This is a genomic window from Litoreibacter meonggei (assembly GCF_003663885.1).
GTDB lineage: Bacteria > Pseudomonadota > Alphaproteobacteria > Rhodobacterales > Rhodobacteraceae > Litoreibacter > Litoreibacter meonggei.
Window position 1 is genome coordinate 398083 of sequence record NZ_RCCE01000001.1, and the last position, 25210, is coordinate 423292.

Genomic DNA, 25210 nt, shown 5'->3' on the forward strand with positions numbered 1-25210 from the left:
GTGCAGCGGCTTCTATCTCGGCATTGCGAGCAGCTTCGGCCTTTTCCAATGCATCTGCGGCACGTTTTTCTGCTTCAGCCTCAGCTGCGCGCGCCTCTTCGACCAGCTTAGCTTCAGCTTCTTCAGCCTCCTTCGCAGCCAGTGCGTCGGCTTCGGCCTCGGCGATGTCGTTATGCGGCTCAGCCACTGGCTGCGTGACGTCTACGTCTTCTTCGACGCCACCATCTCCGACAATGGCGTCCAAACCTTCCTCAAGTTTGGACGACGATTTGAACAGCTTGTTTTTGAGCTTCTTGAAAAAGGACATGGGGGTCTGCGAGGCCTTGAATGTTCCGACTTTATCCCACCTAACCCCTCGCGCGGTCAGATGGAAGATGCGGCGCTCAAATGCCTGTCCGGAACGCTGCCAAGAGCGGCGGTGATAGTGGGACACCCGGCCCCGAAAACCTGACCCTCTAGGGCAACATATGAGCCGGCGATTAAACTTCGTTGCTAAAGTGCTTTATCACCATACGGATCGGATTTGGCGCGGCTTGGCCCAGCCCGCAGATGGACGCATCACCCATGGCTACGCACAGCTCCTCCAGCAGCGGTTGGTCCCATGTGTCGGCTTGCATCAGCTTCACCGCCTTTTCGCAGCCCACACGGCAGGGCGTGCATTGCCCGCAGGACTCGTCCTCGAAGAACCGCAGCATGTTCAGCGCCGCCGCTTTGGCAGAGTCCTGATCCGACAACACCACCACAGCGGCCGAGCCGATGAAGCTGCCCAAAGGTTGCAGCGTGTCGAAGTCCAGCGGCACGTCGTCGATGCTGGCGGGCAACAGGCCGGACGATGGCCCGCCCGGCTGATAGGCCTTGAACACGTGGCCCTGCGCCATGCCGCCTGCGGCTTCGATAACATCTGTGATGGTGGAACCCGCAGGCAGCAAGTGCACGCCGGGCTTCGCCACACGCCCCGAAACCGAATAGCTGCGCAGACCTTTGCGGCCGTTCTTCTCAGTGGTGTTCAGCACTTCCGGCCCCTCGCGGCAGATGCGCGCGATCCAGTGCAGGGTTTCGACGTTGTGAACCAATGTGGGTTGGCCGAACAGCCCCACCTGCGCCACGTAAGGCGGGCGGTGGCGCGGCAAGCCACGTTTGCCTTCGATGGACTCGATCATCGCGCTCTCTTCGCCGCAGATATAAGCCCCTGCACCGCGGCGCAGCTCGATATAGCCTTCAGCCACCAAGCCCGCGGCCTCCAGTGCTGTGATCTCGCGGCGCAGGATGTCCAAGACGGCGGGGTATTCGTCCCGCATATAGATGTAGCAGCGGTCGGCCTCGACGGCCCATGCGGCGATCAACATTCCCTCTAGGAACAAATGCGGCGCGCGTTCCAGATAGTAGCGGTCCTTGAACGTACCGGGCTCGCCCTCGTCGCCGTTCACGGCCAGATAGCGCGGCCCTGCATTGCCGCGCACGAAGCCCCATTTGGTGCCGGACGGAAAGCCCGCGCCACCAAGACCGCGCAAACCGCTTTCCTTGATCAGCGCCTGAACATCTTCCCACTTTCCGTCGTTACGGAGAGTTAGAAGTGCGGCGTAACCATCTGAATTTTTGTATTTTTCATAAGTTTCGTAGTCAGGGATATGCGCATGGGTATCCCCCGCAGAAATCGCGGCCTCGACCTTTTCAACCGTGGCGTTATCCACGTGATGATGCCCCAGTTCCAGCACGGGTGCTGTGTCGCAGCGCCCCATACAAGGCGCGCGCAGAACCCGGACTTCGGAGGCGTCCAACCCGTCCTCCAAGGCCGCCTTCAACGCCTGCGCGCCCGCCAACTCGCACGACAGCGAGTCGCAGACACGGATCGTCAGCGCGGGCGGCGGGGCCTCGTCTTCTTTGACCACGTCGAAATGGGCATAGAAGCTGGCAACCTCGTAGATCTCGGCCATGGACAGGCGCATCTCTTCGGCCAGCGCACGCAGATGCGCGGCGGACAGATGGCCGTGCTTGTCTTGAATCAGGTGCAGGAATTCAATCAGCAAGTCGCGGTTGCGCGGGCGCTCGCCCAGCAAGGATTGCACCTCGGCCAGAGCGGCATCATCATATTGACGCCCCTTGGTGAACTTGCGTCCCCGTCCCTTGCCCGATTTCCACACGCCCTTGCGTTCATCCAGCGCCATGATGCTCTCCCGATCTTGCTTGCAGTGAACCTAGTCCGTGACACCGCCCTCGGGATACGCAAAAACGACCTCTATGGACGTTCCTGCGCAGCCTTTGCCGCAAATTTTCAAAAGGCTTCCATGATTTGGGCATATTCATACTATTTAGGAAGCATTGACGCGCTTACTCAGGGACCGATTATCTATGCCACGCTCATTTCTGGCCTTCACACTCGCCACGCTCTTTCCGCTGCCGTTTCTGGTGGCGGGTGCGCTGTTTGGCGGGTGGGCCGTGTGGATCGGGTTGTTCTACATCACCCTGTTTGTCGCGGGCGTCGACGAGTTCATTCCCGCCCTGACCCGCGACGGCGAACCGGCCGAGGATGACGAGGCCGATCTGTTGTCACTGGTCTTGGTCGGTGCGCATTTCTTCTTGCTGTTTTTGATGGTCTGGGCCCTGTCCGGCCACGGCACGAGGCTGCTTTCGGTCAGCGGCCTGGCCTTGTTTGCGGCCACGGGCCTGTTCATGGGGCAGGTCAGCAATTCCAACGCGCATGAATTGATCCACCGCGGCGCGCGCGGGCTGCGGCGGGCCGGAAAATGGGTCTATATCTCGTTGCTGTTCGGGCATCATGCTTCTGCCCATCCACTGGTGCATCACATCCATGTGGGCACCCCGAACGATCCCAACACCTCGCGGATGGGCGAGAGCTTCTACAGCTTTGCCCGTCGCGCATGGCTTGGCAGCTTCAAAGCCGGCTTGAAAGCCGAGGAAGCGCGGCTTGCGCAGATCGGGGCCGGACGATGGGACCGGCGCAATCCCTATCTGCTGTATATCGGGGGGGCGGTGCTGATGTTGTTGATCTCGCTGATCATCGCGGGTTGGCGCGGTGTGTTGGTGCATCTGCTGCTCGCGGCGTTTGCCCAGACACAGCTGATGCTGTCCGACTATGTCCAGCATTACGGACTGGAGCGCGCCCGGCGCGAAGACGGCTCTTTCGAGCCTGTCGGCGCGGTTCATTCGTGGAATGCGCCGCATTGGTTGTCCTCGCTGTGGATGCTGAACGCACCGCGCCATTCCGACCATCACGCCCACCCTGCAAAGCATTACACTGCCTTGGAAATCCCCGCCCGCGGGGAGGCCCCGATGCTGCCTTACGCGCTGCCGGTTATGGCCTGTATCGCGCTGTGGCCCAAGCGGTGGAGAAGTGTGATGAGCCCCCATGCCGAGGCTTGGCGGAGCGCTTGACGCTGGTCATTGCAACACCCATCCTGCGCTGATGAAACATCTTTTCCTTCTCGCCCTGCTCGCCTGCCCTGCACAGGCTGAAACGAAGATGACCCCATCCCAGTTCGAGGCTTTCACCCGCGACACCACTGTGTTTTTCAACCGTCACGACGCGCCCTACGGGGCCGAGCAATATCTGAGCGGCAAGCGGGTGGTCTGGAGCTTTCTGGACGGCACCTGCCAGCGCGGGGTCTGGTTCGGCGACCGCGACGAGATTTGTTTTCTCTATGATGACCAACCAGACGCGTTGTGTTGGTATTTCTTTGATGACGGCGCGCGCCAGAGCGCGCGTATCGTCGGTGATGATCCGGCGGATGATCTGGTCGTGGTTGGCAAAAGCTCCGAGCCGCTGGTCTGCCCGGGGCCGGATGTGGGTGTCAGCTACCGGCCTTGAGTTGCGCCTGCCTGCGGCAGTCGCAACAGCGGGGGCAACCCCCCGCACCCCCGACTTTAGCGGGGCGCTGCCCCACACCCCGAGGTATTTTTGAAGCAATGATGGGGACGGTCAGTCGTCGAAGAGACCGGGTTGGCCGGGTTTCGAAGGTTTTGGCTTGGGAGCGGCTTTGGCGGCAGCGCCGACCGGGATGCGGGCGTCTTTGAATTGCACCTCCAATGTGGTGGCTTTTTTGGCCTGCGTGCTGTTGGTGACGACCTTGTCACCGTCCCAGACGACTGCATAGCCGCGCTCCAGCGTCGCCTGATAGCCCAGCGTTTCGCGCAGGCGGTCGAGCTTTTCCATCTGGTCGCGCCATGATTTGACTTGGATGCTGCCCGCTTGAGAGGCCGTGCGGGTGGCGCGCGCAAGGCGGTCGCGCTGCAATCCGAGGTCGCGCTGAATGCCCTTGAGCGACAGCCCGCCCGACACGCGGTCAAATTGCGCGCGCGACCGCTCGGCGCGCCGCTCAAGCGCCACAGCCAGACGCCCGCCCGCCTGATCGAGCCGCGCGGTCATCCGCTCTGTCTGGCGCGCAAGAATCGACGGGCGCAAAGGCGAGGCCGCTTTTTCGAAAGACAGTCGCTTTGTTGCGGTCCCTGCCTTCAGCGATGCATCCAGCCGTCCGCCCGCAAGATCAAAGCGCTGCCGCGCGGTCTGGGTGAGCTCGCTCGCGCGTGGCAGGGCACGGGACAGATCGGCCAGCCGTTGCTTGCGTGCGCCAACCATGCCGCTGAGCGCTTGCGCCATGCGCGCGCCGTAGCTGTCGACGGTGGCCAGAAGGTCCAGCCGCACCGGCACGGCAATCTCGGCGGCGGCGGTCGGGGTGGGCGCGCGGATGTCGGAGACGTAGTCGATCAGGGTCGTATCCGTCTCGTGGCCGACCGCAGAAATCAGCGGTATGTCCGAGGCCGCCGCCGCGCGCGCGACGCTTTCGTCGTTGAAGCCCCACAGGTCCTCGATAGAGCCGCCGCCGCGGGCCACGATGATCAAATCGGGGCGCGGCAAGGACCCGCCCGGCGTCATCGCATTGAACCCTTCGATGGCCGCCGTCACTTGCGGCGCACAACCCTCGCCCTGCACGGCGACGGGCCAGATCAACACCTTGCGCGGGAAGCGGTCCCGCAGGCGGTGCAGGATATCGCGGATTACTGCACCCTGCGGCGAGGTAATCACGCCGATGATTTCCGGCAGGTAGGGAATGGGCTTTTTGCGGGCGGGGTCGAACAGGCCCTCGGCCTCCAGCGCCTTCTTGCGCTTCTCCAGCATCGCCATCAGTGCGCCGACACCGGCGGGGCGGATGTCTTCGATCACCATCTGGTATTTGGACTGGCCCGGGAAGGTCGTCAGCTTGCCGATGGCCACGACCTCCATGCCTTCTTCGGGCTGCACCGCCAGCTTTGCCGCCTGCCCTTTCCAGATGATAGACGCCAGCACCGCACGGTCGTCTTTCAGGTCCAGATAGACATGGCCGGAGCGCGCGATCATCACCCGACCGACCTCGCCCTTGATGCGCACGCGGCCAAACTCGCCCTCGATGGTGCGCTTCACCGCGCCGGAGATTTCCGAGACCGTGTATTCCGGCTCGTTGCGCCCGGGCGTGTCGTCTTCGAGAAGGTCCATGTCGTCGCTCTTGTGATGCCTGCGCGCGCAGCTTAGAACGCCCGAAACCGGAGGGGAAGCAGCGATGAACATATTGATCCTTGGAAGCGGCGGGCGCGAGCATGCATTGGCATGGGCGGTGATGCAGAACCCCAAATGCGACCGGCTGATCGTGGCCCCGGGCAACGCAGGGATTGCCAGTGTGGCGGAATGTGCGGCGCTCGACATCATGAACCCCGACGCGGTGGTGGATTTCGCGCAGAACCATTCGGTGGATTTTGTCATCGTCGGGCCTGAAGACCCGTTGGCCGCCGGGGTGGCCGATGCGTTGCGTGCGGCGGGGATATTGTGCTTCGGGCCGTCAGCCGCGGCGGCGCGGCTGGAGGCGTCCAAAAGCTTCACCAAGGAGATTTGTGACGCGGCGAATGCCCCCACTGCCGGCTACGCACATTTCACCGATCTGGACGCCGCGAAGGCCTATGTCGAGGAGCAAGGCGCGCCGATCGTGATCAAGGCCGACGGTCTAGCTGCTGGCAAAGGGGTTGTGGTGGCGATGGACATTGCCACCGCTCTGGACGCACTGGATGACATGCTGGTCGGGGCGTTTGGCGACGCGGGTGCGGAAGTTGTGATCGAAGAATTCATGGAGGGCGAGGAAGCCTCCTATTTCGTGCTGTCCGATGGCAAAACCGTGCTGCCCATCGGCACCGCGCAGGACCACAAGCGCGCGTTTGACGGCGACGAAGGGCCGAACACTGGCGGCATGGGGGCCTATTCCCCTGCCCCCGTTTTATCCGACGAGATCGCAGCCAAAGCAATTGCCAAGATCGTGCAGCCCACGATTGACGAGATGGCGCGGCGCGGCACCCCCTACCAAGGCGTGCTTTACGCAGGCTTCATGATCAAGGACGGGCAACCGCGTCTGGTGGAATATAACTGCCGTTTCGGCGATCCTGAATGTCAGGTACTGATGATGCGGTTGGGCGCGCAGGCGCTGGACTTGATGCTAGCCTGCGCCGAGGAGCGGCTGGCGGAAGCAAAGGTCAATTGGGCGGACGATCATGCAATCACCGTGGTGATGGCATCCAACGGCTATCCCGGAGCGTATGAGAAAGGCTCGGTCATTGGCGGGCTGGATGAATTGCCCGAGGACAGCTCTAATATGGTGTTCCATGCAGGCACCAAGGCCAAGGGCGAGCAGATTACTGCTGTGGGGGGGCGTGTGTTGAGCGTTACTGCGCGTGGTGCATCATTGGCGGAGGCGCGTAAGCGTGCCTATGCGATGGTCGAGCGGATCGACTGGCCGGAAGGCTTTAACCGGACAGATATCGGCTGGCGCGCATTGTAGGCAGGGCTGGAGGGGGCGCTGCCCCCGCCTGCGGCCCCCCGGAATATTTTTGCCAAGATGAAACGCAGGTTCTAATTGCATGATAGTGCGGCATCCAGTGACTGGCGATTCCTATGTGGCCCAACATCGCGCATTGTGAAGGATGTGCCGTCAAAGCGCGTGGCGATGACGCGGCGCCAATCGGCGGAGGCGGTGATCATTTCGGGGGTGCCGTCGCAATGGCGCAATCCGCCGCCGATATCGCGCTCATCGATGCGGTGGTTGGTCAGGCCCGGCTGGTCGGCCACGTGCTCTAGCGCCCCATCGCGGTAGCGCCAGATGCGCAAGGTTTTTGCCAGATGCGGGCGGTCGATATAGGCCAGCTCGATATGTCCGTCACCATCCAGATCAGCGACGCCCACAGGCGCGAGCCAGCGGTTGGCGCGCCCGATATGCGGGGTGGCTGCGATCTTGCCGGTCTCGTCATAGATGGCCAGTTGCGCGCCAGTATTCACCTGAGTCTCGACCACCACCACCTCGGGCTTGCCGTCGCCGTCGACATCGGCCAAACGCGGCGCCACGTCTTCAAACACGCGATCCTTTGGTAGCCGAATTATGCGTTTGGTCTTATGCGCCCAGTCTTCGACCACCAGTTCCAGTGCGCCCCATTCGATGGCATCGCCGAGAATGCCGTGGGCGTAGCGGCTGGTGGGCTCGGCGTATCGCGCCTCGACAATTGTGTCAGCCGCGGCAGCCCCGCCCGCAATCAGGCACGCGGCCAGCCACGCGCGGCGCGCGACACGGGGCAGTAAGCGCGACGAGAGACGCCGCGCCATGCTTAGATTTGTTTTTCTGGCATGCGCACGACAAGGCCGTCCAGCGCGTCGGAGACTTTCAACTGGCAGGTCAGGCGGGACTTCTCCACGTCCGGTTCGTACGCGAAATCCAACATATCTTCTTCCATCGCCTCTTTGGCCGGAAGTTTCGGCACCCAGGCCTCATCCACATAGACGTGGCAGGTCGAGCAGGCGCAGGCACCGCCGCAATCGGCCTCGATGCCTGGAATGTTATTGTCGCGCGCGCCTTCCATGACGGTCAGCCCGTTGGCCACATCCACGACATGCTCTGTGCCATTATGCTCGATATAGGTGATTTTTGCCATCTGTCCGGCCCCTGTCTTAGCGTTTGTCACCAGCCATGTAGTGCAAGCGGCGGGGTTTTGCCAGTCCCTGAGTGGCACCGCCCTGCGACCCGAAAGCCGCAGTGTTCCACTTGCCCTTCTCCACGCGGATGGCGCGACCGAGGATGTTGCGCTAATGTGAACAGAACGCGGCGTTAGACCGCAAAACATAGGGCCGAGCAGTTATGCCCCACATGATCCCCAATCGCAGCCTTGGCGCTGTTCTCTCGCTCGCGATTGTCGCGGGCTGTGCGCCTGTGCCTATCGTCCCCGATGTGACGAAACTGATCTCGCCCACACATATCACTGCAACAGACATGAAGCCCCCTGCCGATATGCCCGGCGTGTGCTGGGCGCATATACCCGGCCCTCAAATCACCGAGATCGTGTCGGATATCGTCGTCGCCACACCTGCCGAGATCGGCCCCAATGGCGAAGAACTGTCCCCTGCGATTTACCGTGAAGTCACCCGCCCTCAAACCTTCAACGAGGGTGATGGTCGTTGGTTCACCCGCACCTGCGACGCTGACATGACCCCCGATTTCGTGATGACCTTGCAGCGCGCACTGTCGGTGCGTGGCCTATATCGTGGCGACGCCACGGGCGTGATGGACCACCGCACCCTACGAGCGGTGCAGGCATACCAGACGCCCCAAGGCCTCGACAGCGCGATCCTGAGCCAAAGTGCGGCCCGTCAGCTTGGGCTGATAGCGGTGGAGTTGGAGATGGACACGTCTGACGGCTAAAATCTTTGCGGCCAGCTTCTGTATATTGCGGCCATAGCGTACTGATTGATCACACGGCAAACGGACGCAGGCGCTCCACCTCTTCGCGGTAAGGATTGGCCCCTTCCGGCAAAACCGGAATAATGACCGCGTCTTCGTATCTCAGCTGTTTCACAAGAACCGGAACCAGCCTTTTGAACGCCGCCCAGATCGACGGTTCTGGCCGGGGTACATCGTGCTTTATCAATTCATGGAGCTGAGGCAGGCGGTAATACGGGACCATAGTGAACATGTGATGTTCGACGTGGTAATTCATGTTCAGATAGATAAAACGGCTGATCGGGTTCATCAAAACTGTACGGGTGTTCAACCTGTGGTCGGTCACATTTTCCGCAAGCCCTAGATGTTGCAGCACCCCGGTCATTACATGGTGCCAAGCGCCGTAGAGACGCGGAAGTCCTACAACCATGAAGGGCAGTATCGACCCCATCCAAAGCGCCAGAGCGGCTATGCAAGCGTAGATCAGCAACCAGATGCGGGCGACGAGAAAAACCCTATTGTGATCCGCCGCGCGCACATAGGTTGCCTCGTCTGGATGGAGACGACCGCGCGCGTGCAATATCATGCGGGCCACAAGGTGATATACGTCAACCAGTCCGAAAAAATTGAGCACAAGCCGCGCCAAATCAGGTGGACGCATCGCTACGATTTCCGGGTCTCGCCCGACGATGACCGTATCCGTGTGGTGCCTGACATGGCTGGCCCGCCAAACCACCGGGTTGCGCATGAGCATGAAGCTGGCGATATGGTAGACCACATTGTTCATCCAAGCAGTTTCAAACGCAGTTTTATGCCCGCATTCGTGCCAACGGGAATCCGACGCCGAGCCGTAGAGAACACCGTAGATGAACCAGAACGGAGCCGACCACCATGACGGCCACAGCGCAATCGCTATACCCGCAGAAACGATCATGCCGCCAATCCAAAGAAGCGTATCACGCAGGGCGATTGCATCTGACTTTTTCATCAACGCGCGAATAGCTGTCGGATCAACCTGCGGGCGATACCAGTTGGGATTTGTCAGCGCACAATCATCAGCCGAACGCCCCGTCTCGCCCGCAAGTGAATAATCCCTGACCATAGAGGCACGCTAGCGACGGCGTGAACAGCGGTCAATTCCCTGCCGGCTGTATACATCCTTTGACGAAAAAGGGCGCCCCGACCGGAGCGCCCTTGTCGATTGCCTATAAGGTGGTGCTTACTCTTCGAGGCTCAGCGCGACAAAGCGTGGATCCCCTTCGCGGCGGATCAGCATCAAGAACGACTTGCGCCCCGCCTCTTTCGCCTCGTCGATGCGGGCCTCCAGATCATCCACGGATGCAATCTTTTGTTGACCAGCTTCCACGATCAAGTCGCCCGCGCGCAGGCCCTTTTCGTAAGCGTCGCTGTCCTCGGCCACATCCTTGACCACCAGACCCTCAAGCCCGTCGTCCAGACCCAGTTGCTCGCGCAAGTCACCGTTCAAAACGGCGACAGTCATGCCAAGGATCGTCGTCTCTTCAACGTCGCTTTTGTCCATAGCCACTGGTACGGCGGTGGCTTCGGCCTCTTCGCGGCGGCCAAGAGTAACCTTCAACGTCTCGGACTTACCGTCACGGATCACGACAACACGGACCGCTTTGCCCACGGTCGTGTTCCCTACCAGTCGAACCAGCTCGCGGGTGTCTTTGACATCGTTGCCATCAAAAGTGGTGATCACGTCACCGGCCTTGATGCCTGAGTCTTTGCCGGGGCCGTCAGGTACGTCCGTCACCAGCGCCCCCTTGGCATCAGCAAGTTCAAGCGCCTCGGCCACATCATCGGTCACATCCTGGATGCGAACCCCCAACCAGCCACGACGGGTTTCGCCGAACTCTTTGAGCTGATCCACTACTTTGGTGACCACGTTAGATGCCATCGAAAAACCGATCCCGATGGAGCCGCCCGACGGCGACAGGATCGCGGTGTTCACGCCGATCACTTCGGCATCCACATTGAACAGCGGTCCGCCAGAGTTGCCCCGGTTTATCGCCGCATCGGTCTGGATGAAGTCATCATAGGTGCCGGACAAGGCGCGGCCACGTTGTGACACGATCCCTGCGGAAACCGAGAAACCTTGGCCCAGCGGGTTACCAACGGCCACAACCCAGTCGCCTACGCGTGCCGCGTCGCTGTCGCCAAACGAGACGAATGGCAATGGCTTGTCACTTTCGACTTTCAGCAGCGCGATGTCGGTTTTCGGGTCGGTGCCGATCAGTTTGGCATCCAGTTTCTCGCCAGAGAAGAACTCGATTTCGATTTCGTCGGCCTTGTCGATCACGTGGTTATTGGTGACGATGTAGCCGTCCTCGGAAATCACAAAGCCCGAGCCAAGCGCGGAGGAGCGGCGCGGGCGCTGTCCATCTTGCTGGCGGTCAAGGAAGTCCTTGAAGAAATCTTCCAATGGCGAGCCTTCCGGCACAATCGGGCGCGGACCTTGATCGACACCTGCAACGGTGGTGGAAGTGGTGATGTTAACAACGGCGGGGCTGACCTGATCGGCCAGATCCGCAAAGCTTTCAGGCATCTTGGCATTGGCGGAAATGGCCTGCGCCAGTACCAATACCAGTCCTAACATCAGTGCGCCCATAGCGCGCATCGGACCTGTCTGCCTATTTGTTTGAGTGAGAATATCTGCTTTCACGTCTTCGCTCCTTTGCGAACTCTGCCTGTGCAGCGCCGTCCCCCACCCGGTACGGGCAAGACGCGCTATGCACATAACCTGTGCGTCTGTGCAGGGGTTATCAAGCTCCCGCTGTGTCGCATTGCTTCAACTCACTGTGAGAGTTGTGACAGCCCAGCACAAGGCAGCATAGCACATCACCCCCGGAAAGATCGGCAAATTCACGCTGCTTCCTGTCACAAAGGGCGTGACTTCACTGCTTTGCACGGCCTTCGCGGAACCGCGCATCTGCCTCTGGCGTGCCATCATGGAAACTGCCGAACCACTTATCCAACGGCACCGCGCTCTCGCCGAAATTCACTGTGTGGTAGCGGTGATGAAGGTAATGCATCAACTTTTCCTTGCGGATCGCAGCGGCGTCACCAAAGACCAGTTCGTCAAAGCCGGAATGGCTGACGGCAGGGCCAAGGGCCGTGGTCACCCCGTTGAACATCATATGCAGCGGATGCGACGGTACGATGAGGTGGATAAACATGCAGCTAAAGTAGATGACATGTTCCACCGGATGCATGGCCATGCCGGACCACGGCCCGACATTGACGTTCTTGTGGTGCAGATAATGCACCGTGCGGTACAGCGGCGGCCAATGGATCAGGCGATGTATCCAGTAGAAATGGAAGTTGCGCCAGAACGGCATAAGCAGCATCCACAGCACGAACCAGACGGGGTTCGCAGCCAGTCCGCTAAACGGCAAAGCGTTGTTGGCATAGCCCCACCACAGCCCAACCTCAAACAGCGACCACACCAAAACGCCGACCATGGACCAGAACACATTGTCGTAGACTTGATCACGAAACAGGAACCGCTTGTCGTTTTTCGCCATCCAGTTGGCGTTATATTTCCGCTTCCGCCCCTGCCCGCGCAAACGGTACAACCAAAGGTGCAACGCGCCGGTGAACAGCCCCACCATCACAACATTGCGCAGCAGGATTTCCGACGCCCACCCCAGCGACAAGACCTGCATCCGCGCCATCTCGGGCGTGAAGAACAGATAGGCGATGACGGTGATCAGCAGATAGACCCCGTACCAAGGCACCAGAAACCCGGGCACTCCAAAGAACCATTTCGCGACGATCTTCGGTGTCGTTGGCCAGTCAAAGAGCGGCATAAAGCCAACGGGGCGCTCCGGGCGCCACTCGCCACGGCGGTCACGTCGCTGTCCATGCTCGTCGATATTGGCGTTCTCGTTGCTCATGCAACCAAGCTAGCGACAATGGCCCACCATTGGTCAAGAACAACTTGCCAAAGCGCATCCTCTTTGCATTCGTCCGGAGGTCCGGCGTCTCAGCAGAAAAAACGCGAGCGTCACTAGAAGCGGCGTGCCGTCGACGGCGTCGGCATGTGCTGCGGTGATTGCACCACTCCCCACTACGTGGACCGTATCCATTGAGTATCCAAACCAAAATTGGATCAGCCCGAAGCTACACCAGACGACCCCAATGACAGCGACGATCTTCACCCATACCGGGGGATGGTGTTCATGCTTGTAGTGGCCGTGACGTCAGGGATTTTGCCTTCAGTTCCGCTTCTAGAATGTCCTGCTCAGTCGAGTGGCCAGTTCTCAATGTGTTGATTTCTCTTAGCCAAAAGTCCGAAAATCGGTGACAAAATGCCGACCATCCGGCCCGTGAAGGCAGGCCGTCCTGTTTCGCACAGCGCCTTCAAATTCGTGCCTATAAAGCCCTGCGCCGACACCATTTCCTTGATCAGCTTGCCGCCTTCGATTGCGTTCTCGATGGTGAGGGTGAACTCCGTGCCGCCGTCTTTCTCGACCAGTTCGTAGGTCACCTTGCAAGAAGGCTCGTCGATATTGGTCATCTGGAAGCTGTGCGCATAAATATGGGGCGGTTCGAACGCCAATACCTCGCCCACGACCATCGCCACCTTTTTGTTGGGATGAACCATCCGGTAGCGCGCGCCTACTTTGAGGCCATCAGTTGTTTGACAAATCGAGCCGAAGAAAAACGGGAGCGCCTTGTCTGTGGCAACCAAAGTGGACCAAACCGTCTCGATCGGAGCGTTGATAAAGGTGCGATTGATATTGGCCTTTGCGTATACTGGTTCGGTCATTCTAATTCCCCTCTTCCGGCTTGCGCGCCGCCGCTTCTGCTGCATGTTTGATTGTGCTGAGCCGGTCGGCCCAATGGGCAGAGAACGTGTCGGTCCAGCGATCGTAAACGTCTTGAATTGGCATCACGTTCATATAGAGCCTGCGCGACCGGCCATCTTTCCCGCTGATGACAAGACCCGCTTTTTCAAGGACGGCCAGATGGTTCATCACCGCAATACGGCTGACATCAAAATTGCTCGCCATTTTGCCAACCGTCACGCCCGGCTCTGCCCTGACCAAATCAAGGATCGCGCGACGCGTGGTGTGTGCCAGGGCGTGAAAAGTGGCGTCCATCTCATCATTAGTAATCATGTAATTACATTATTACATAATTGAGTTGAGTCAAGCGGCCATGGAATCAAAGGCGGGGGATGATAGTATGCGGGGGATCGAAGTTGCGCGCGGCGTCAATCAGCCAAATGCACCTTTGGATATCCAAACACAAAGCACACCAAGCGCCACCGTAACCAGCCCCAACATGCGGCGTGTCTCGGGCGGAATTTCGGCCAGTGCCTTAACGATATCCTCCATGCGCGAAGGGGCCAGTGCAAGCACCAGCCCCTCGACCACGAGCACAAGACCGACGGCCAGTGCGATATGGGTTAGCATCAGTTCGCCGCCGCGCCCTGATCGGACTTCAGGTAATCAAAGAACGCGTTGTCAGGGTTGATCACCAACGTCGAGTTGTCGCCTTTGATAGCTGTCTCATACGCGTCCAGCGAGCGACGGAATTCAAAGAATTCCTCGTTCGCGCCATAGGCTTCCGCAAAGATCGCGTTGCGGCGGGCGTCGGCTTCACCACGGGTAATGTCGGCAGACTTCTGCGCCTCGGAGACCAGCTCCACAACGGTCCGGTCTGCTTGCGCCCGAACCCTGAGAGCCGCCTCTTCACCACGGGCAATCTCGTCCGCGGCTTCGCGTTCACGCTCTGCGCGCATCCGGCTGAAGGTCGATTCAAGGTTCTGCTCCGGCAGGTTGGTCTGTTTAAGACGCACATCCACAACCTCAAGACCCAGCGGCAACGCTTTGGCGCGGGCTTGTGTGGTGATACGCTGCATCAGGGCCGCACGGTCGGCGGACAGGATGGTGTTCGACGTCACGCCATCCGAGCCCAGAACCTCCCGAATAACCGGGTTCAGGATGCCTTCCAAACGGTCCTCTGCGGCGGCAAGGCCACCGACACCAACCGCTTGGCGGAACTGGACCACATCCGACACGCGGTAGCGTGCGAACGCGTCCACCACCAGACGACGGTCATCGGACGGGGTAACTTCCGTTGGCACCGTGTCCAGCGCGAGGATACGGTCGTCATATTTGACCACGTCCTGAATGAACGGGACTTTGAAGGCGAGGCCCGGCTCTTCCTTGACAGATTTGATCTGCCCGAATTGCAGGACCAGTGCTTTTTCGCGCTCGTCCACGATAAACACCGAAGACAGGATCACGAAGATGATGCCTGCGAGGGCAACCAGTGAAATTGTTCCTTTGGTCATCAGTTGGACCCTCCAGAGTTAGTCGTGCCAGAGCGGATCAGCTCGTTGAGCGGCAGGTATTGAACAACGCCCTGCCCTCCTCCGCCGCCACCGCCTTCAGTTGCGCTGTCGAGGATAATCTTGTTGGCACCGCCATAGACCCGCTCGACCGTTTCCAGCCATAGACGCTTGCGCGTCACTTCAGGGGCTTTGTTGTATTCTTCCAAGATGGCTGTAAAGCGCGATGCTTCACCTTCGGCTTGGTTAACCTGCTGAGCGCGGTAGGCTTCGGCCTGCTCCAGAAGCTGGGCCGCTTCACCACGCGCACCAGCCAACTGACGGTTCGCATAGGTATCCGCTTGACGTTGCAGCGTGTCACGCTTCTGCTCGGCGGCTTGCACCTCGCGGAAGCTGTCGATCACCTCGCGCGGCGGGTCCGCCTTGTCGAGGTTGAGACGGACGATGTTCACGCCGGAATCGTATTGGTCCATGGTATTCTGGATCAACTGTTGAGTTGTATCTGCGATCACCTGACGATCCCGGTTCAGGATCGGCGCTAGCTCGGACCGCGCGATGACCTCACGCATGGCTGACTCGGACACGGCGCGGATGGTTTCGCGCGGTGCGGCTAGATTGAACAGGTACTTGGCGGGGTCGTTGATGTTCCACACCACCTGAAAGTCCACATCGACGATGTTTTCATCCGTGGTCAGCATCAACCCGCTTTCACCACGACCGCCTACACCGATGTCTTCGGTTTGCTCTCGCGTCACAGGAAGAACCTCGGCCGTGACTACGGGCCATGGCGCGAAGTTCAGACCGGGGCCGCCCGTGGCGGAGTACTCGCCAAGGAACAGTTCGACCGATTGTTCTTCAGGCTTCACGGTATAGAACGACTGGAACAGCCACAGCGCGACGGCACCAAGACCGATCAGCACAAACGTGCCTTTTGAGAAGCCGCCACCGGCGCCAGTGCCTCCGCCGCCTGATCCGTTGTTCGAGCCGCCACCGCGACCGCCCATCAGAACGCGAAGCTGCTCTTGGCCCTTCTTCATCAACTCATCGATCTCTGGGATCTGCGGTCCGTCTCCGCCTGGTGGACGGCCACCGCCGCCTCCATTGCCAGAGCCGTTAGATCCGCCCTGATCGCCTCCTCCGCCGCGGTTTCCACCGCCGCCCCAAGGTCCGCCATTGTTACCGGCCATGCAGCATTTTCCCCTTATGAATTAGTTTGTATCCGTTGTTACGTGTTAAGTGGGCGTCTTGCCCCGAATATCAAGCGTTTAAGCTATGGAACGAACAGGTATCTTCATAGTTACCAGCTCTTCCGACATCGTCGGGTGAACGGCGCAGACTTGATCGAACTGCGCCTTGGTCGCCCCCATCTTCACGGCAATTCCCGCGAGCTGGATCATTTCACCCGCTGCGGGGGCCACGATATGGCAGCCTAGCACGACGCTTGTGTTCTTGCAGACGACCAGCTTCATCAAAACGCGATCTTCGCGGCCGATGAAGCTTTGCTGCATCGGTTTGAACGATGTGGAATAGATGTCCACTGGCCCCTTTTCCACCGCCTCTTCCTCTGACAGCCCGACGGTCCCCATTTCAGGCTGCGTAAACACCGCTGACGGGATCAGATCGTGATCTACTGGAGTCGGGTTACCGTTGAATACGGTTTCCACAAAGGCCATGCCCTCGCGGATCGCCACTGGTGTTAGGTTCACGCGGTTGGTCACGTCGCCAATTGCATAGATAGATGGCTGGCCTGTCTGGCTATATTCGTCCACGACGATCTCGCCGCTGCGGCCTACTTCGACGTCCACATTTTCCAGCCCCAGCCCGTCTGTGTTGGGCGCTCGACCGGTGGCATATAGCACTTGCTCGAACGCATGTTCGGTGCCGTTGGTGCCCTTCACCCACAAGCCGTCATCGCTTTTCTTCATGTCGAGGATATTGGTGCCAGTGTGTATTTCGATGCCCCGGTGGGCCATCATGTCGGCAATCAGGCCCCGTGCTTCGTCATCAAACCCGCGCAGGATTTGTGCACCTCTATAGAACATCGTTACCCTAACGCCCAACCCATGCAGAATGCAGGCGAACTCGCACGCAATATAGCCACCGCCGACGATCAGTACCGACTTCGGCAGCTTGTCCATTTGGAAGATGTCGTCGGAAACCATCGCCAGACCGGTATCAAAATTCTCAGAGGGCCGCACAGGGCGCCCGCCGGTGGCAATCAAAATATGCTTGGCCGACTTACGCGAACCATCCGCCAGCGCCACCGTGTGCGCATCGACGATTGTGGCCCGCATGGCGAAAGCTTCGACGCCGGAATTTTTTAACAGGTTCTGGTAGACGCCTTCGAGGCGGTCCAGCTCGCCGTTCAGCCGGGTGGCGAATTTGGTCCAGTCGAAGTCCCCCGTGGAGACCTCCCAGCCGTAGTCACCCGCCTCACCCATCGCGTCGCGGTAGCCGGACGCGAAGACCATCAGTTTCTTGGGCACGCAGCCACGGATCACGCAGGTGCCGCCCATACGGCTTTCCTCGGCCAAGCCAACCTTTGCCCCACCGCCGGCCGCCACGCGCGCGGCACGCACGCCGCCTGAGCCGCCACCAATAACGAATAGATCGAAGTCGAATTCCATGTGTGCTGTCCTTAACTTAATCTGCAATGTCTACGAACAGGTTGTCCGTCTCTAGCACGTCGATCCGCTCATGCTCTACGGTCCCGTTGTTGATATCGCGAACTTCCACAGACCCGTCGCCATTACCAATCACAACCACGTCACAGATGTCGATGAACAGTCCGTTCTCGACCACGCCTGGAATTTGGTTCATGACCAAAGACAGCTGGCGCGGGTTGCCGATGCGGCGCAGATGCAGATCTAGAATGTAATTGCCCTCGTCGGTGATGCACGGCGTCGCCCCGTTCATCCGCAGTGAGGAGTCACGGCCCAGCACATCTAGGTTCACCAACGACTCCTCGATCAGCGCTTTAGTGGTCTGCCAGCCGAACGGGATCACTTCCACAGGAAGTGGAAACGCGCCAAGGGTTTCGACTTGCTTGGACAGGTCAGCAATCACGATCACCTGATCTGATGCTGTGGCCACGATCTTTTCCATCAACAGCGCCGCACCGCCGCCTTTGATCAGGTTCAGGTTGTGGTCATATTCATCCGTGCCGTCGATGGTCAGATCGAGCCATTTGGCCTCGTCCAGCGTTATGATCGGCACGCCAACCTGAAGGGCAAGCTCCGCCGTTCGGGTAGACGTGGCCACGCCAGTAATCTTCAACCCATCTTCGCGGACCATCTCGCCGAGGCATTTCACCATCCACGCAGCTGTGGAGCCCGTACCTAGACCGACCTTCATGCCGTCTTCCACGTAATCCACCGCGCGTTTGGCCGCGACGAACTTGGCCTTATCAATGGGAGAGAGCGTGCCTGACATAGAAGTGTCCTCGTGTGGTGTCCGAGGCGCTTATACGCGCTAAGAGCACGGGGGGCGAGGCTTAATGGAGCGAAAAAAGCCGCTCTCGTTCGGAAAGCCGCGTTGCGTCTGGGCGAAGGCGAGAGGACCCCATCATACGGCGCGCCGCACTGACCCCAAGGCACGGACGCGCGGGTGCCGCCGCCTGAATTTCTCCGTTCGCAATCAATCTTTCCAAACTGTTTCGCTGCGTTGGAAGAAGGCCATTCAGGCAAACCCGCCCCAGAAGCAGGCTCTCGGAATAAGCGCCATTGACGGTGACGATTTGGTGGCGTTCAAACGCCAAATGCACCCAGCGCGCAACACGGCGTCCGCGCATATACCTGACACCACGCACCTGCCCGATCAACGCTTTCGCCGGTACAAGTGTTTGTCTAGGCGCAAGCGCCGCCGCCTGCGACCGATGGCCTAACAGCATTCGGTGCTGCGCCGACACAATAAGATCACGCATGGGTCGCGCTGCTCCCAAAGCGCCGGCGGGGATAAGGACCGGCAAATCAGCCTCCTCGGCCCGCCTCAAATCCACCCGTCGGTCGCACCGCCACCGGACAGGTTGCAAACCGTGATCCAGCGTCATCACCAGTTGACCCGGCATGACATCGCACACAAGCACGGAGCCATCTGCCGTCTCGATCCGCGTGTTGGCGTCAAAGCATGGCACTGAATTTGCAGCGTAATAGGAATGCCCCATCGAATTGCTGGTGGTGACCGCTTGGGAGAAAGTGACATTATACACCGCCCCCGGCACGAGCGGCTGGCTTGGGACGTAGCCCACGTGAACACCGTCCACTTCAATCCGGTCGATGGTAATGACCGTCCCGTCTGGTGCCTGAAGCTCGGCATATGCCCTAACATAGACGTCGCCCGCCTCGATCAAATCCCCCTGATCATTATACGCACTGCCTGTCTGGTTCCCGTCCGCACCGGATGGGCCACCATTGCTGGAGCCATCAAACTGAGAATCATCATCGCGATATTCGACAAGATTGCGATCAGTTCGAAAGTCATAGGACGACGACAGCGTAAACGTGCCGCCGCTAAACACCAGCACGTCTGGTGCATAGGTATGAAAACTATAGTCAGCCATGTCCCTCGCTCCGGTGCATCCGAAGGTCTGTCTGACGGCAAAGTGTTAACTCGGGGCTACAGCGAGGGGCTGAACACCGAGAGTTTTAGCCAAACTTTATGAAGACGAGACAAGACGGTCCAACACCGCATCCACATGCTCCAGCGGCAAAAGCACCAACATCAACCGTGCCGAAAACGACAGCGACACTGGCCCCGACACTTCGTTGGATGTGCCGCCCCGCGTGGCAGGGGACATGGATATACCGTCAATCGGATACTTCAGCCCTGCGCTGCGCCCAGACACCTCCCCCATGGGATAGAGGGAAAACAGGGTGCCAACGGGCAGATCAATCTGAAAGTTCAGTGGTGCCAGAAAACACAAATCTTCCTCGCCCATGAGAATGCACTTCTGTTCGGGGTGGCGCACCAGTGCCGTGCATGCCGCCAGCTGATGATCCATCCGTCCGCCGGTGAAGCCATGCGCCAGAATGGCGGGCGTACTGACAGATCGCAGGCATTTCTCAAAATCGGTGCTGTCTTGCTCGGCTATATGATGCACGCAGGCTGGATCAAGTCCGGCCCGTGCTTTCGCGCTAAGACTGTCCATATCTCCGATCACCGCTTCGGGCTCTAATCCATGAGTCACCGCCAACTCAGCGCCACCGTCCGCGCAAACGAGAATCGGTGCCTTGGTAAGCGATTGAATTACATGGCTAAAATGTGTCGGACCCCCACCCAAAAGTGTCACAAATAAGGGGGTGTGTACAATTCTTGCCATAGTGCGTGTATTAATGGACACACTGGAAACAATCGACAACATTTCTACGTATAATTCATCGGAAAACGGCCGATTTTGTTTTGGTTCGTGAATTTCCGGATGGTAGCTTTGCTCGTGGTTGGGGAGAAAGTGAGTTTACCGTGGTTGGTGATAGTAAGATTCTAACAGTCTCATATGGGACGTTTTCATGCACGCTAGAAGGGTTCGACGAGCCGTTCTCGACAATGAAAGCTATCGCGGAGTATTTCCGCGATTTGGCGGCTGATGACCGCTACTTCGGCGCGGAGCCTCCGACGCCGGATACAGAAATGCTGCACAAGATTGCAGAAAGCACGATCCAGCGCCGTGTTGCCGCCGAATTGGCAGATAACGGAGTGATCCTGCGCCAGACCGAGGCAACATCGCAGGTCGCGACAGAGACACGCGCCTTGGCAGTCGAGATGCCGACCGCCGACCGCCGGGAAGAGCAGAGCCCGGCACCGAAGGCCGACGTCATGTCCTCCGTGTCTGATGTTCCAACATCGCCTCAGCAAACACCCGTGCGCGCCTATGTGGCGCCGACGATTGCAGCGCCAGAGCATGGCGGCGGTGACACCGTGGCCGAGAAACTGCAGCGCATCCGCGCCGTGGTCGCCCGCGAAAACACCGCCCCCGCGCCCTATAGCGAAGACCAGCACGCCGAAGAGTTTAGTACGACTGGGTTTGAAGACCTTGAAAACGACGCTCCAAGCTCACTCTTCGACACGCCAATCGACACAGGCTTCGAGGACGACGACGATGACACGCTTGATGCGGTCATGTCCGGTCTGACCGATGCTGATTCTGACGCCGAGGGTGTTGCCGAGGAAGTGGCCAACGAGGAAGCCGCCGCCGACGAGACTGAGGTTGAGGCCGCGACAGACAACGTCGAAGCTGGGGTCGAAGTTGAAACCACGGATGAGGCTGAACCTGTGATCGAAGTCGAAACAGACAGCGAGACAGCACAAGACGCTGAGATCGAAGTTTCTGACGACGACGCAGATACCGATGAAACCACCGAGTACAATCAGTTGGCCGACGAAGCCGGCACGGATGAAGTCGATGAAGACGTCAGCCCGTTGCGCAACAAGCCGCGCCGCCGGATCGTCGTCCAGAAAATCTCTCGCGCCGACATGGAGGCCGCTCAGGCCGCCAAAGAAGCCGAGCTTCCGCCAGAGATGGAAGCCGAACTGATGGCCGAACTGGCCGAGGTCGAAGCCGAAGTCGCAACGCTCGACAACCCTGTCACCGGGGATGTCGAAATCGAAGAAAACGACGCGCCTGTTGCAGACGCCACTGTGGAAGAAGACGAACCACAGGACGACGACGCTGATGACATCCTCTCCCGCCTGAACAGCTCTTTTAACGCTCCGGCCTTGGATGCGGACGAAGAGACTGAGACCGCGTCCATCATGGACGAGGACGATGGATCTGAGGACGTCCTGAAGTCCCTGATGGCCGATGTCGACGAAGCAGAACCTGAGGTTGAGGCAGAAGCCGAAGCTGACGTTGAGACCGAAGTCGAAACCGAGGTGGTTGCTGAATCTGAAACAGAAGCAGAAGCAGAAGCAGAAGCAGAAGAGGTTTCCGACGAAACCGTGGAAGCGGAAGCGGAAGCGGAAGCGGAAGCGGAAGCGGAAGCGGAAGATCACGCCGACGAAGATGCACCCAAGCGCAAGTCTTTTGCCGCCATGGCCGAAGACGATGCCATCGAACGTCTGATGAGCACCACCAGCTCGCGTCTGGAAAACGATGAAAGCTCGGTCCGCCGCGCCTCAATCGCGCATTTGAAAGCCGCCGTGGCGGCGACAAAAGCTGATAGCAGCATCGCAGAGGCTGCCGACAAGCGCGAGGAAGACGAACTGGACCAGTATCGCGACGATCTGGCCCGCGTGGTTCGTCCTTCGCGCCCTGTCGCTTCAAGCAGCCGCTCTGACCGTCCGTCACCACTTGTGTTGGTCAGTGAGCAGCGTATCGACCATCCGGCGGACTCCGCTGACGCTATCGCAGCCTCGGCTACTGGCGTCGACATTCGCCCACGCCGCGTAACCCACGGCAATCTGGCGCTTCAGGAAGAAATGGAAGAAGAGTTCGACGACGAGAACCTTGTCGGCGAAGGAAATCTCATCACCTTCGAAGAATACGCTGCAAATGCCGGTGCTCTGGAACTTCCCGACCTACTTGAAGCAGCCGCTGCGCATTTCGTTGAAATCGAGGGGGTCGAACACTTCACCCGCCCGATGTTGATGCGCAAGCTGACGCTGATCTCTGCCCCTGACGTGCCGTCACGTGAAGATGGCCTGCGCGCCTTCGGCACGCTGCTGCGCACCGGCAAGATCATCAAGACCGACAATGGCAAATTCACGCTCTCCAAGAGCTCGCAATTTGCCTAATGAGGCCCGCTGGCCGGGTCTGCCCCGGCTGGGCACCAACCACGGGACGGGGAGCGCAGCAATGCGCTCCCCGTTTCGCGTTGAACAGGTTCGCTGCGCGTTAGAATATCGGGGAACACGAACTTAACGACACCACATAAAATATCCAACCAGTGGTTATCCAATGTCTGCGCTTCGCAAGAATGGCTGCTCTGGACGTAGGGCGGCTTTGATGTGATCTTGTGAGCATGAAAGAAGAGAAGAATTTGATCACTGGCGGGTGCCAATGTGGCGCGGTGCGATACCAAGTTGTATCTCTCGGGCGTTCGTCTGTGTGCCACTGCCGCATGTGTCAGCGCGCTTTTGGCGCATTTTATGCGCCGCTTGTCATAGCTAACGGCCTAGAATGGACGACCGGCAAACGTCGCCTGTTTGCGAGTTCAAACGTCAGCCAACGTGGTTTCTGTGGCGATTGCGGAACCCCGCTGAGCCTTGAGAACTTCGACGATGATCTGCTTGAGATTGCAACTGGTACGCTAGACGATCCTGAAATTGCCCCTCCAACGCTTCAAATCAACCATCGCTTCCGATGCAGCTTTGTCGATGGCATTGGCGAGCTACCCGAACCGGACCATGATACCGTTGCTGACAACGAAGCGTGGAATGCAAAGGTGGTTTCACATCAAAGCTAGCCACCATTGTGCGGGCAGCACGAACGGCAACATTCTTGCGCTTGGCTGTCCTTGTGTGGAACTTGGCCTTTAACCAAAGATGTCCCCTACTCCGCGGCCTACCGGTCTTCCGCATCAGGATCGGCTTGGCCAATTCCCTTGAAGATGAACTTGAACGGCAGCGCCCAGACGATGCCGAGCACCACGTAGATAAGTATCTCCACCAGAACGTTAGGCCGCTCGAGCGTACCGACCAACCACCACGCCACCGCGATATACAGCGGCAAGCCGATCACCAAGATCACCAGCGCCCAACGGCGACGTGCTTTGTAGCTTAGGGCCACGCGAGAACCTCCTTAGTCCGAGAACGGGTCAGTCACGAGGATCGTGTCTTCCCGCTCGGGCGAAGTAGAGAGTAGTGCGACAGGGCAGTCGATCAACTCCTCCACGCGGCGCACGTATTTGATTGCCTCTGCGGGCAGATCGGCCCAAGAGCGCGCGCCTTCGGTGGATTGTGACCAGCCGGGCATGGTCTCGTAAATAGGCGTGCAGCGCGCTTGCTGGCTGGAGGCCGTGGGCAGATAGTCGATGCGCTCGCCGTCCAGCTCGTAGCCGACGCAGATTTTCAACTCCTCGAACCCGTCCAGCACGTCCAACTTGGTAAACGCGATGCCGGACACACCGGAAGTGGCACAGGTCTGACGCACCAGAACCGCGTCGAACCAGCCGCAGCGGCGCTGGCGTCCGGTGACGGTGCCAAACTCATGGCCCCGCTCGCCCAGACGTTGGCCGTCTGCGTCGTTCAACTCGCACGGGAACGGGCCTTCGCCGACGCGGGTGGTGTAGGCCTTGACGATGCCCAGCACAAAATCAATCGCCCCCGGCCCCATGCCGGAGCCGGTCGCCGCCTGCCCTGCGATCACGTTGGAGGAAGTCACAAAAGGGTAAGTCCCGAAGTCGATATCCAGCAACGCGCCTTGCGCGCCCTCGAACAGGATGCGCTTGCCTGCTTTACGTTTCTCGGCCAGCACCTTCCAGACGGGGGCCGCGAATTGCAGCACCGATGGCGCGATAGCTTCGAGCGAGGCCAGCAAGGCGTCGCGGTCCACAGGCTCCAGCCCCATGCCACGACGCAGGGCGTCGTGATGCACCAAAAGACGGTCGACGCGGGTTTCCAGTGTTTCGCGGTCGGCCAGATCGGCGACGCGGATGGCACGGCGGCCGACCTTGTCTTCATAGGCGGGACCGATGCCGCGACCGGTGGTGCCGATCTTGGTGCCGGGATTCGCGGCCTCTTCGCGGGCGCGGTCCAGCTCGCCATGCACGGGCAGGATCAGCGGGGTGTTTTCCGCGATCATCAGGTTGTCGCGGTTGATCTCGACGCCTTGACCTTGCAGCAGGGCGATCTCTTTTTCCAGATGCCAAGGGTCCAGCACGACGCCGTTGCCGATGACCGACAGCTTGCCGCCGCGCACGATGCCGGATGGCAGCAGCGACAGCTTGTAAACCTTGCCGTCGATGACCAGCGTGTGGCCTGCGTTATGACCACCCTGGAAGCGCGCGATGACGTCTGCACGCTCCGACAGCCAGTCTACGATCTTGCCTTTGCCTTCGTCGCCCCATTGCGCGCCGACAACTACCACATTGGCCATGCTGAATTCCTTGTATCGGAGATTAAACCCGCGCCCGTATACAAGCGCCGCCGCATGGGGGAAAGCCTCAATTGGCGGGTTGCGCCACGACGCCGCCCCTACTACATACCACCAAACAAT

24 protein-coding genes are annotated in these 25210 nt (G+C 59.5%); 6 read left to right on the forward strand and 18 right to left on the reverse strand.

Features of this window, described 5'->3' with window-relative positions:
* Positions 1–479: 479 nt before the first annotated feature.
* Positions 480–2165: an NAD(P)H-dependent oxidoreductase subunit E gene (locus BCF46_RS01865; protein ID WP_211332760.1), complete on the reverse strand. Its 1686-nt coding sequence runs from the start codon at positions 2163–2165 to the stop codon at positions 480–482.
* A gap of 184 nt (positions 2166–2349) precedes the next feature.
* On the opposite strand from BCF46_RS01865, the gene BCF46_RS01870 reads away from it, so the two are divergent.
* Both BCF46_RS01870 and BCF46_RS01875 read left to right on the forward strand, forming a co-directional pair.
* Complete coding sequence (locus tag BCF46_RS01870) at positions 2350–3393, forward strand: alkane 1-monooxygenase (RefSeq protein ID WP_121021159.1); 1044 nt, start codon at positions 2350–2352, stop codon at positions 3391–3393.
* A gap of 31 nt (positions 3394–3424) precedes the next feature.
* Complete coding sequence (locus BCF46_RS01875) at positions 3425–3826, forward strand: hypothetical protein (RefSeq protein ID WP_147435919.1); 402 nt, start codon at positions 3425–3427, stop codon at positions 3824–3826.
* 111 nt (positions 3827–3937) lie between these two features.
* On the opposite strand, the gene xseA is transcribed toward BCF46_RS01875, so the two are convergent.
* On the reverse strand, positions 3938–5488 hold the full coding sequence (xseA, locus tag BCF46_RS01880) for an exodeoxyribonuclease VII large subunit (protein WP_121021163.1): 1551 nt from the start codon (positions 5486–5488) through the stop codon (positions 3938–3940).
* Between the two features lie 64 nt (positions 5489–5552).
* Here xseA and purD point away from each other — a divergent pair, with 64 nt between their 5' ends.
* Positions 5553–6815 carry a phosphoribosylamine--glycine ligase gene (purD, locus tag BCF46_RS01885; RefSeq protein ID WP_121021165.1) on the forward strand — a complete coding sequence of 421 codons (1263 nt, stop codon included), beginning with the start codon at positions 5553–5555 and terminating at the stop codon, positions 6813–6815.
* Between the two features lie 71 nt (positions 6816–6886).
* Here purD and BCF46_RS01890 read toward each other — a convergent pair whose 3' ends face one another.
* Positions 6887–7630 carry an FG-GAP repeat domain-containing protein gene (locus BCF46_RS01890; RefSeq protein ID WP_121021167.1) on the reverse strand — a complete coding sequence of 248 codons (744 nt, stop codon included), beginning with the start codon at positions 7628–7630 and terminating at the stop codon, positions 6887–6889.
* A gap of 2 nt (positions 7631–7632) precedes the next feature.
* Complete coding sequence (locus BCF46_RS01895) at positions 7633–7956, reverse strand: 2Fe-2S iron-sulfur cluster-binding protein (RefSeq protein WP_121021169.1); 324 nt, start codon at positions 7954–7956, stop codon at positions 7633–7635.
* 212 nt (positions 7957–8168) lie between these two features.
* Here BCF46_RS01895 and BCF46_RS01900 point away from each other — a divergent pair, with 212 nt between their 5' ends.
* Entirely contained in the window at positions 8169–8720 is a 552-nt protein-coding gene (locus BCF46_RS01900; RefSeq protein WP_170157837.1) for a peptidoglycan-binding domain-containing protein, read from the forward strand.
* 49 nt (positions 8721–8769) lie between these two features.
* Here the strand turns inward: BCF46_RS01900 and BCF46_RS01905 are convergent, their stop codons facing one another.
* From BCF46_RS01905 to BCF46_RS01960, 12 genes are all read right to left on the reverse strand, one after another.
* Positions 8770–9840 carry a fatty acid desaturase family protein gene (locus BCF46_RS01905; RefSeq protein WP_121021173.1) on the reverse strand — a complete coding sequence of 357 codons (1071 nt, stop codon included), beginning with the start codon at positions 9838–9840 and terminating at the stop codon, positions 8770–8772.
* A gap of 117 nt (positions 9841–9957) precedes the next feature.
* Positions 9958–11367: a Do family serine endopeptidase gene (locus BCF46_RS01910; RefSeq protein WP_425454406.1), complete on the reverse strand. Its 1410-nt coding sequence runs from the start codon at positions 11365–11367 to the stop codon at positions 9958–9960.
* A gap of 286 nt (positions 11368–11653) precedes the next feature.
* The gene (locus tag BCF46_RS01915; RefSeq protein WP_121021177.1) at positions 11654–12655 is read right to left on the reverse strand and encodes a sterol desaturase family protein; all 1002 of its coding nucleotides are present in this window, start codon (positions 12653–12655) and stop codon (positions 11654–11656) included.
* A 347-nt stretch (positions 12656–13002) separates the two neighbouring features.
* The gene (locus tag BCF46_RS01920; RefSeq protein ID WP_170157838.1) at positions 13003–13530 is read right to left on the reverse strand and encodes an SRPBCC domain-containing protein; all 528 of its coding nucleotides are present in this window, start codon (positions 13528–13530) and stop codon (positions 13003–13005) included.
* 1 nt (position 13531) lies between these two features.
* Positions 13532–13882: an ArsR/SmtB family transcription factor gene (locus BCF46_RS01925; protein ID WP_121021181.1), complete on the reverse strand. Its 351-nt coding sequence runs from the start codon at positions 13880–13882 to the stop codon at positions 13532–13534.
* Between the two features lie 99 nt (positions 13883–13981).
* The gene (locus tag BCF46_RS01930) at positions 13982–14179 is read right to left on the reverse strand and encodes a DUF2065 family protein (RefSeq protein ID WP_121021183.1); all 198 of its coding nucleotides are present in this window, start codon (positions 14177–14179) and stop codon (positions 13982–13984) included.
* A complete protein-coding gene (hflC, locus tag BCF46_RS01935; protein WP_121021185.1) occupies positions 14179–15063 on the reverse strand; it encodes a protease modulator HflC in 885 nt (294 codons plus the stop codon). Before hflC ends, BCF46_RS01930 begins: the two co-directional genes overlap by 1 nt.
* The gene (gene hflK, locus BCF46_RS01940; protein ID WP_121021187.1) at positions 15063–16247 is read right to left on the reverse strand and encodes an FtsH protease activity modulator HflK; all 1185 of its coding nucleotides are present in this window, start codon (positions 16245–16247) and stop codon (positions 15063–15065) included. Before hflK ends, hflC begins: the two co-directional genes overlap by 1 nt.
* Positions 16248–16325: 78 nt before the next feature.
* Entirely contained in the window at positions 16326–17687 is a 1362-nt protein-coding gene (gorA, locus tag BCF46_RS01945) for a glutathione-disulfide reductase (RefSeq protein ID WP_121021189.1), read from the reverse strand.
* Positions 17688–17703: 16 nt separating this feature from the next.
* Positions 17704–18492, reverse strand: a complete 789-nt coding sequence (gene rpiA / locus BCF46_RS01950; protein WP_121021191.1) for a ribose-5-phosphate isomerase RpiA — start codon at positions 18490–18492, stop codon at positions 17704–17706.
* Positions 18493–18553: 61 nt separating this feature from the next.
* A complete protein-coding gene (locus BCF46_RS01955) occupies positions 18554–19618 on the reverse strand; it encodes a Hint domain-containing protein (RefSeq protein WP_121021193.1) in 1065 nt (354 codons plus the stop codon).
* A gap of 96 nt (positions 19619–19714) precedes the next feature.
* Positions 19715–20419, reverse strand: a complete 705-nt coding sequence (locus BCF46_RS01960) for a thiamine diphosphokinase (protein WP_342768404.1) — start codon at positions 20417–20419, stop codon at positions 19715–19717.
* A gap of 182 nt (positions 20420–20601) precedes the next feature.
* Between BCF46_RS01960 and BCF46_RS01965 the strand changes: the two genes are divergently transcribed.
* The gene (locus tag BCF46_RS01965) at positions 20602–22788 is read left to right on the forward strand and encodes a hypothetical protein (protein WP_121021194.1); all 2187 of its coding nucleotides are present in this window, start codon (positions 20602–20604) and stop codon (positions 22786–22788) included.
* A gap of 227 nt (positions 22789–23015) precedes the next feature.
* On the forward strand, positions 23016–23459 hold the full coding sequence (locus BCF46_RS01970; protein WP_121021196.1) for a GFA family protein: 444 nt from the start codon (positions 23016–23018) through the stop codon (positions 23457–23459).
* A 98-nt stretch (positions 23460–23557) separates the two neighbouring features.
* Here BCF46_RS01970 and BCF46_RS01975 read toward each other — a convergent pair whose 3' ends face one another.
* Both BCF46_RS01975 and BCF46_RS01980 read right to left on the reverse strand, forming a co-directional pair.
* Positions 23558–23782: a DUF2842 domain-containing protein gene (locus BCF46_RS01975; protein WP_121021198.1), complete on the reverse strand. Its 225-nt coding sequence runs from the start codon at positions 23780–23782 to the stop codon at positions 23558–23560.
* 12 nt (positions 23783–23794) lie between these two features.
* Positions 23795–25090 carry an adenylosuccinate synthase gene (locus BCF46_RS01980; RefSeq protein WP_073139640.1) on the reverse strand — a complete coding sequence of 432 codons (1296 nt, stop codon included), beginning with the start codon at positions 25088–25090 and terminating at the stop codon, positions 23795–23797.
* Positions 25091–25210 lie beyond the last annotated feature (120 nt).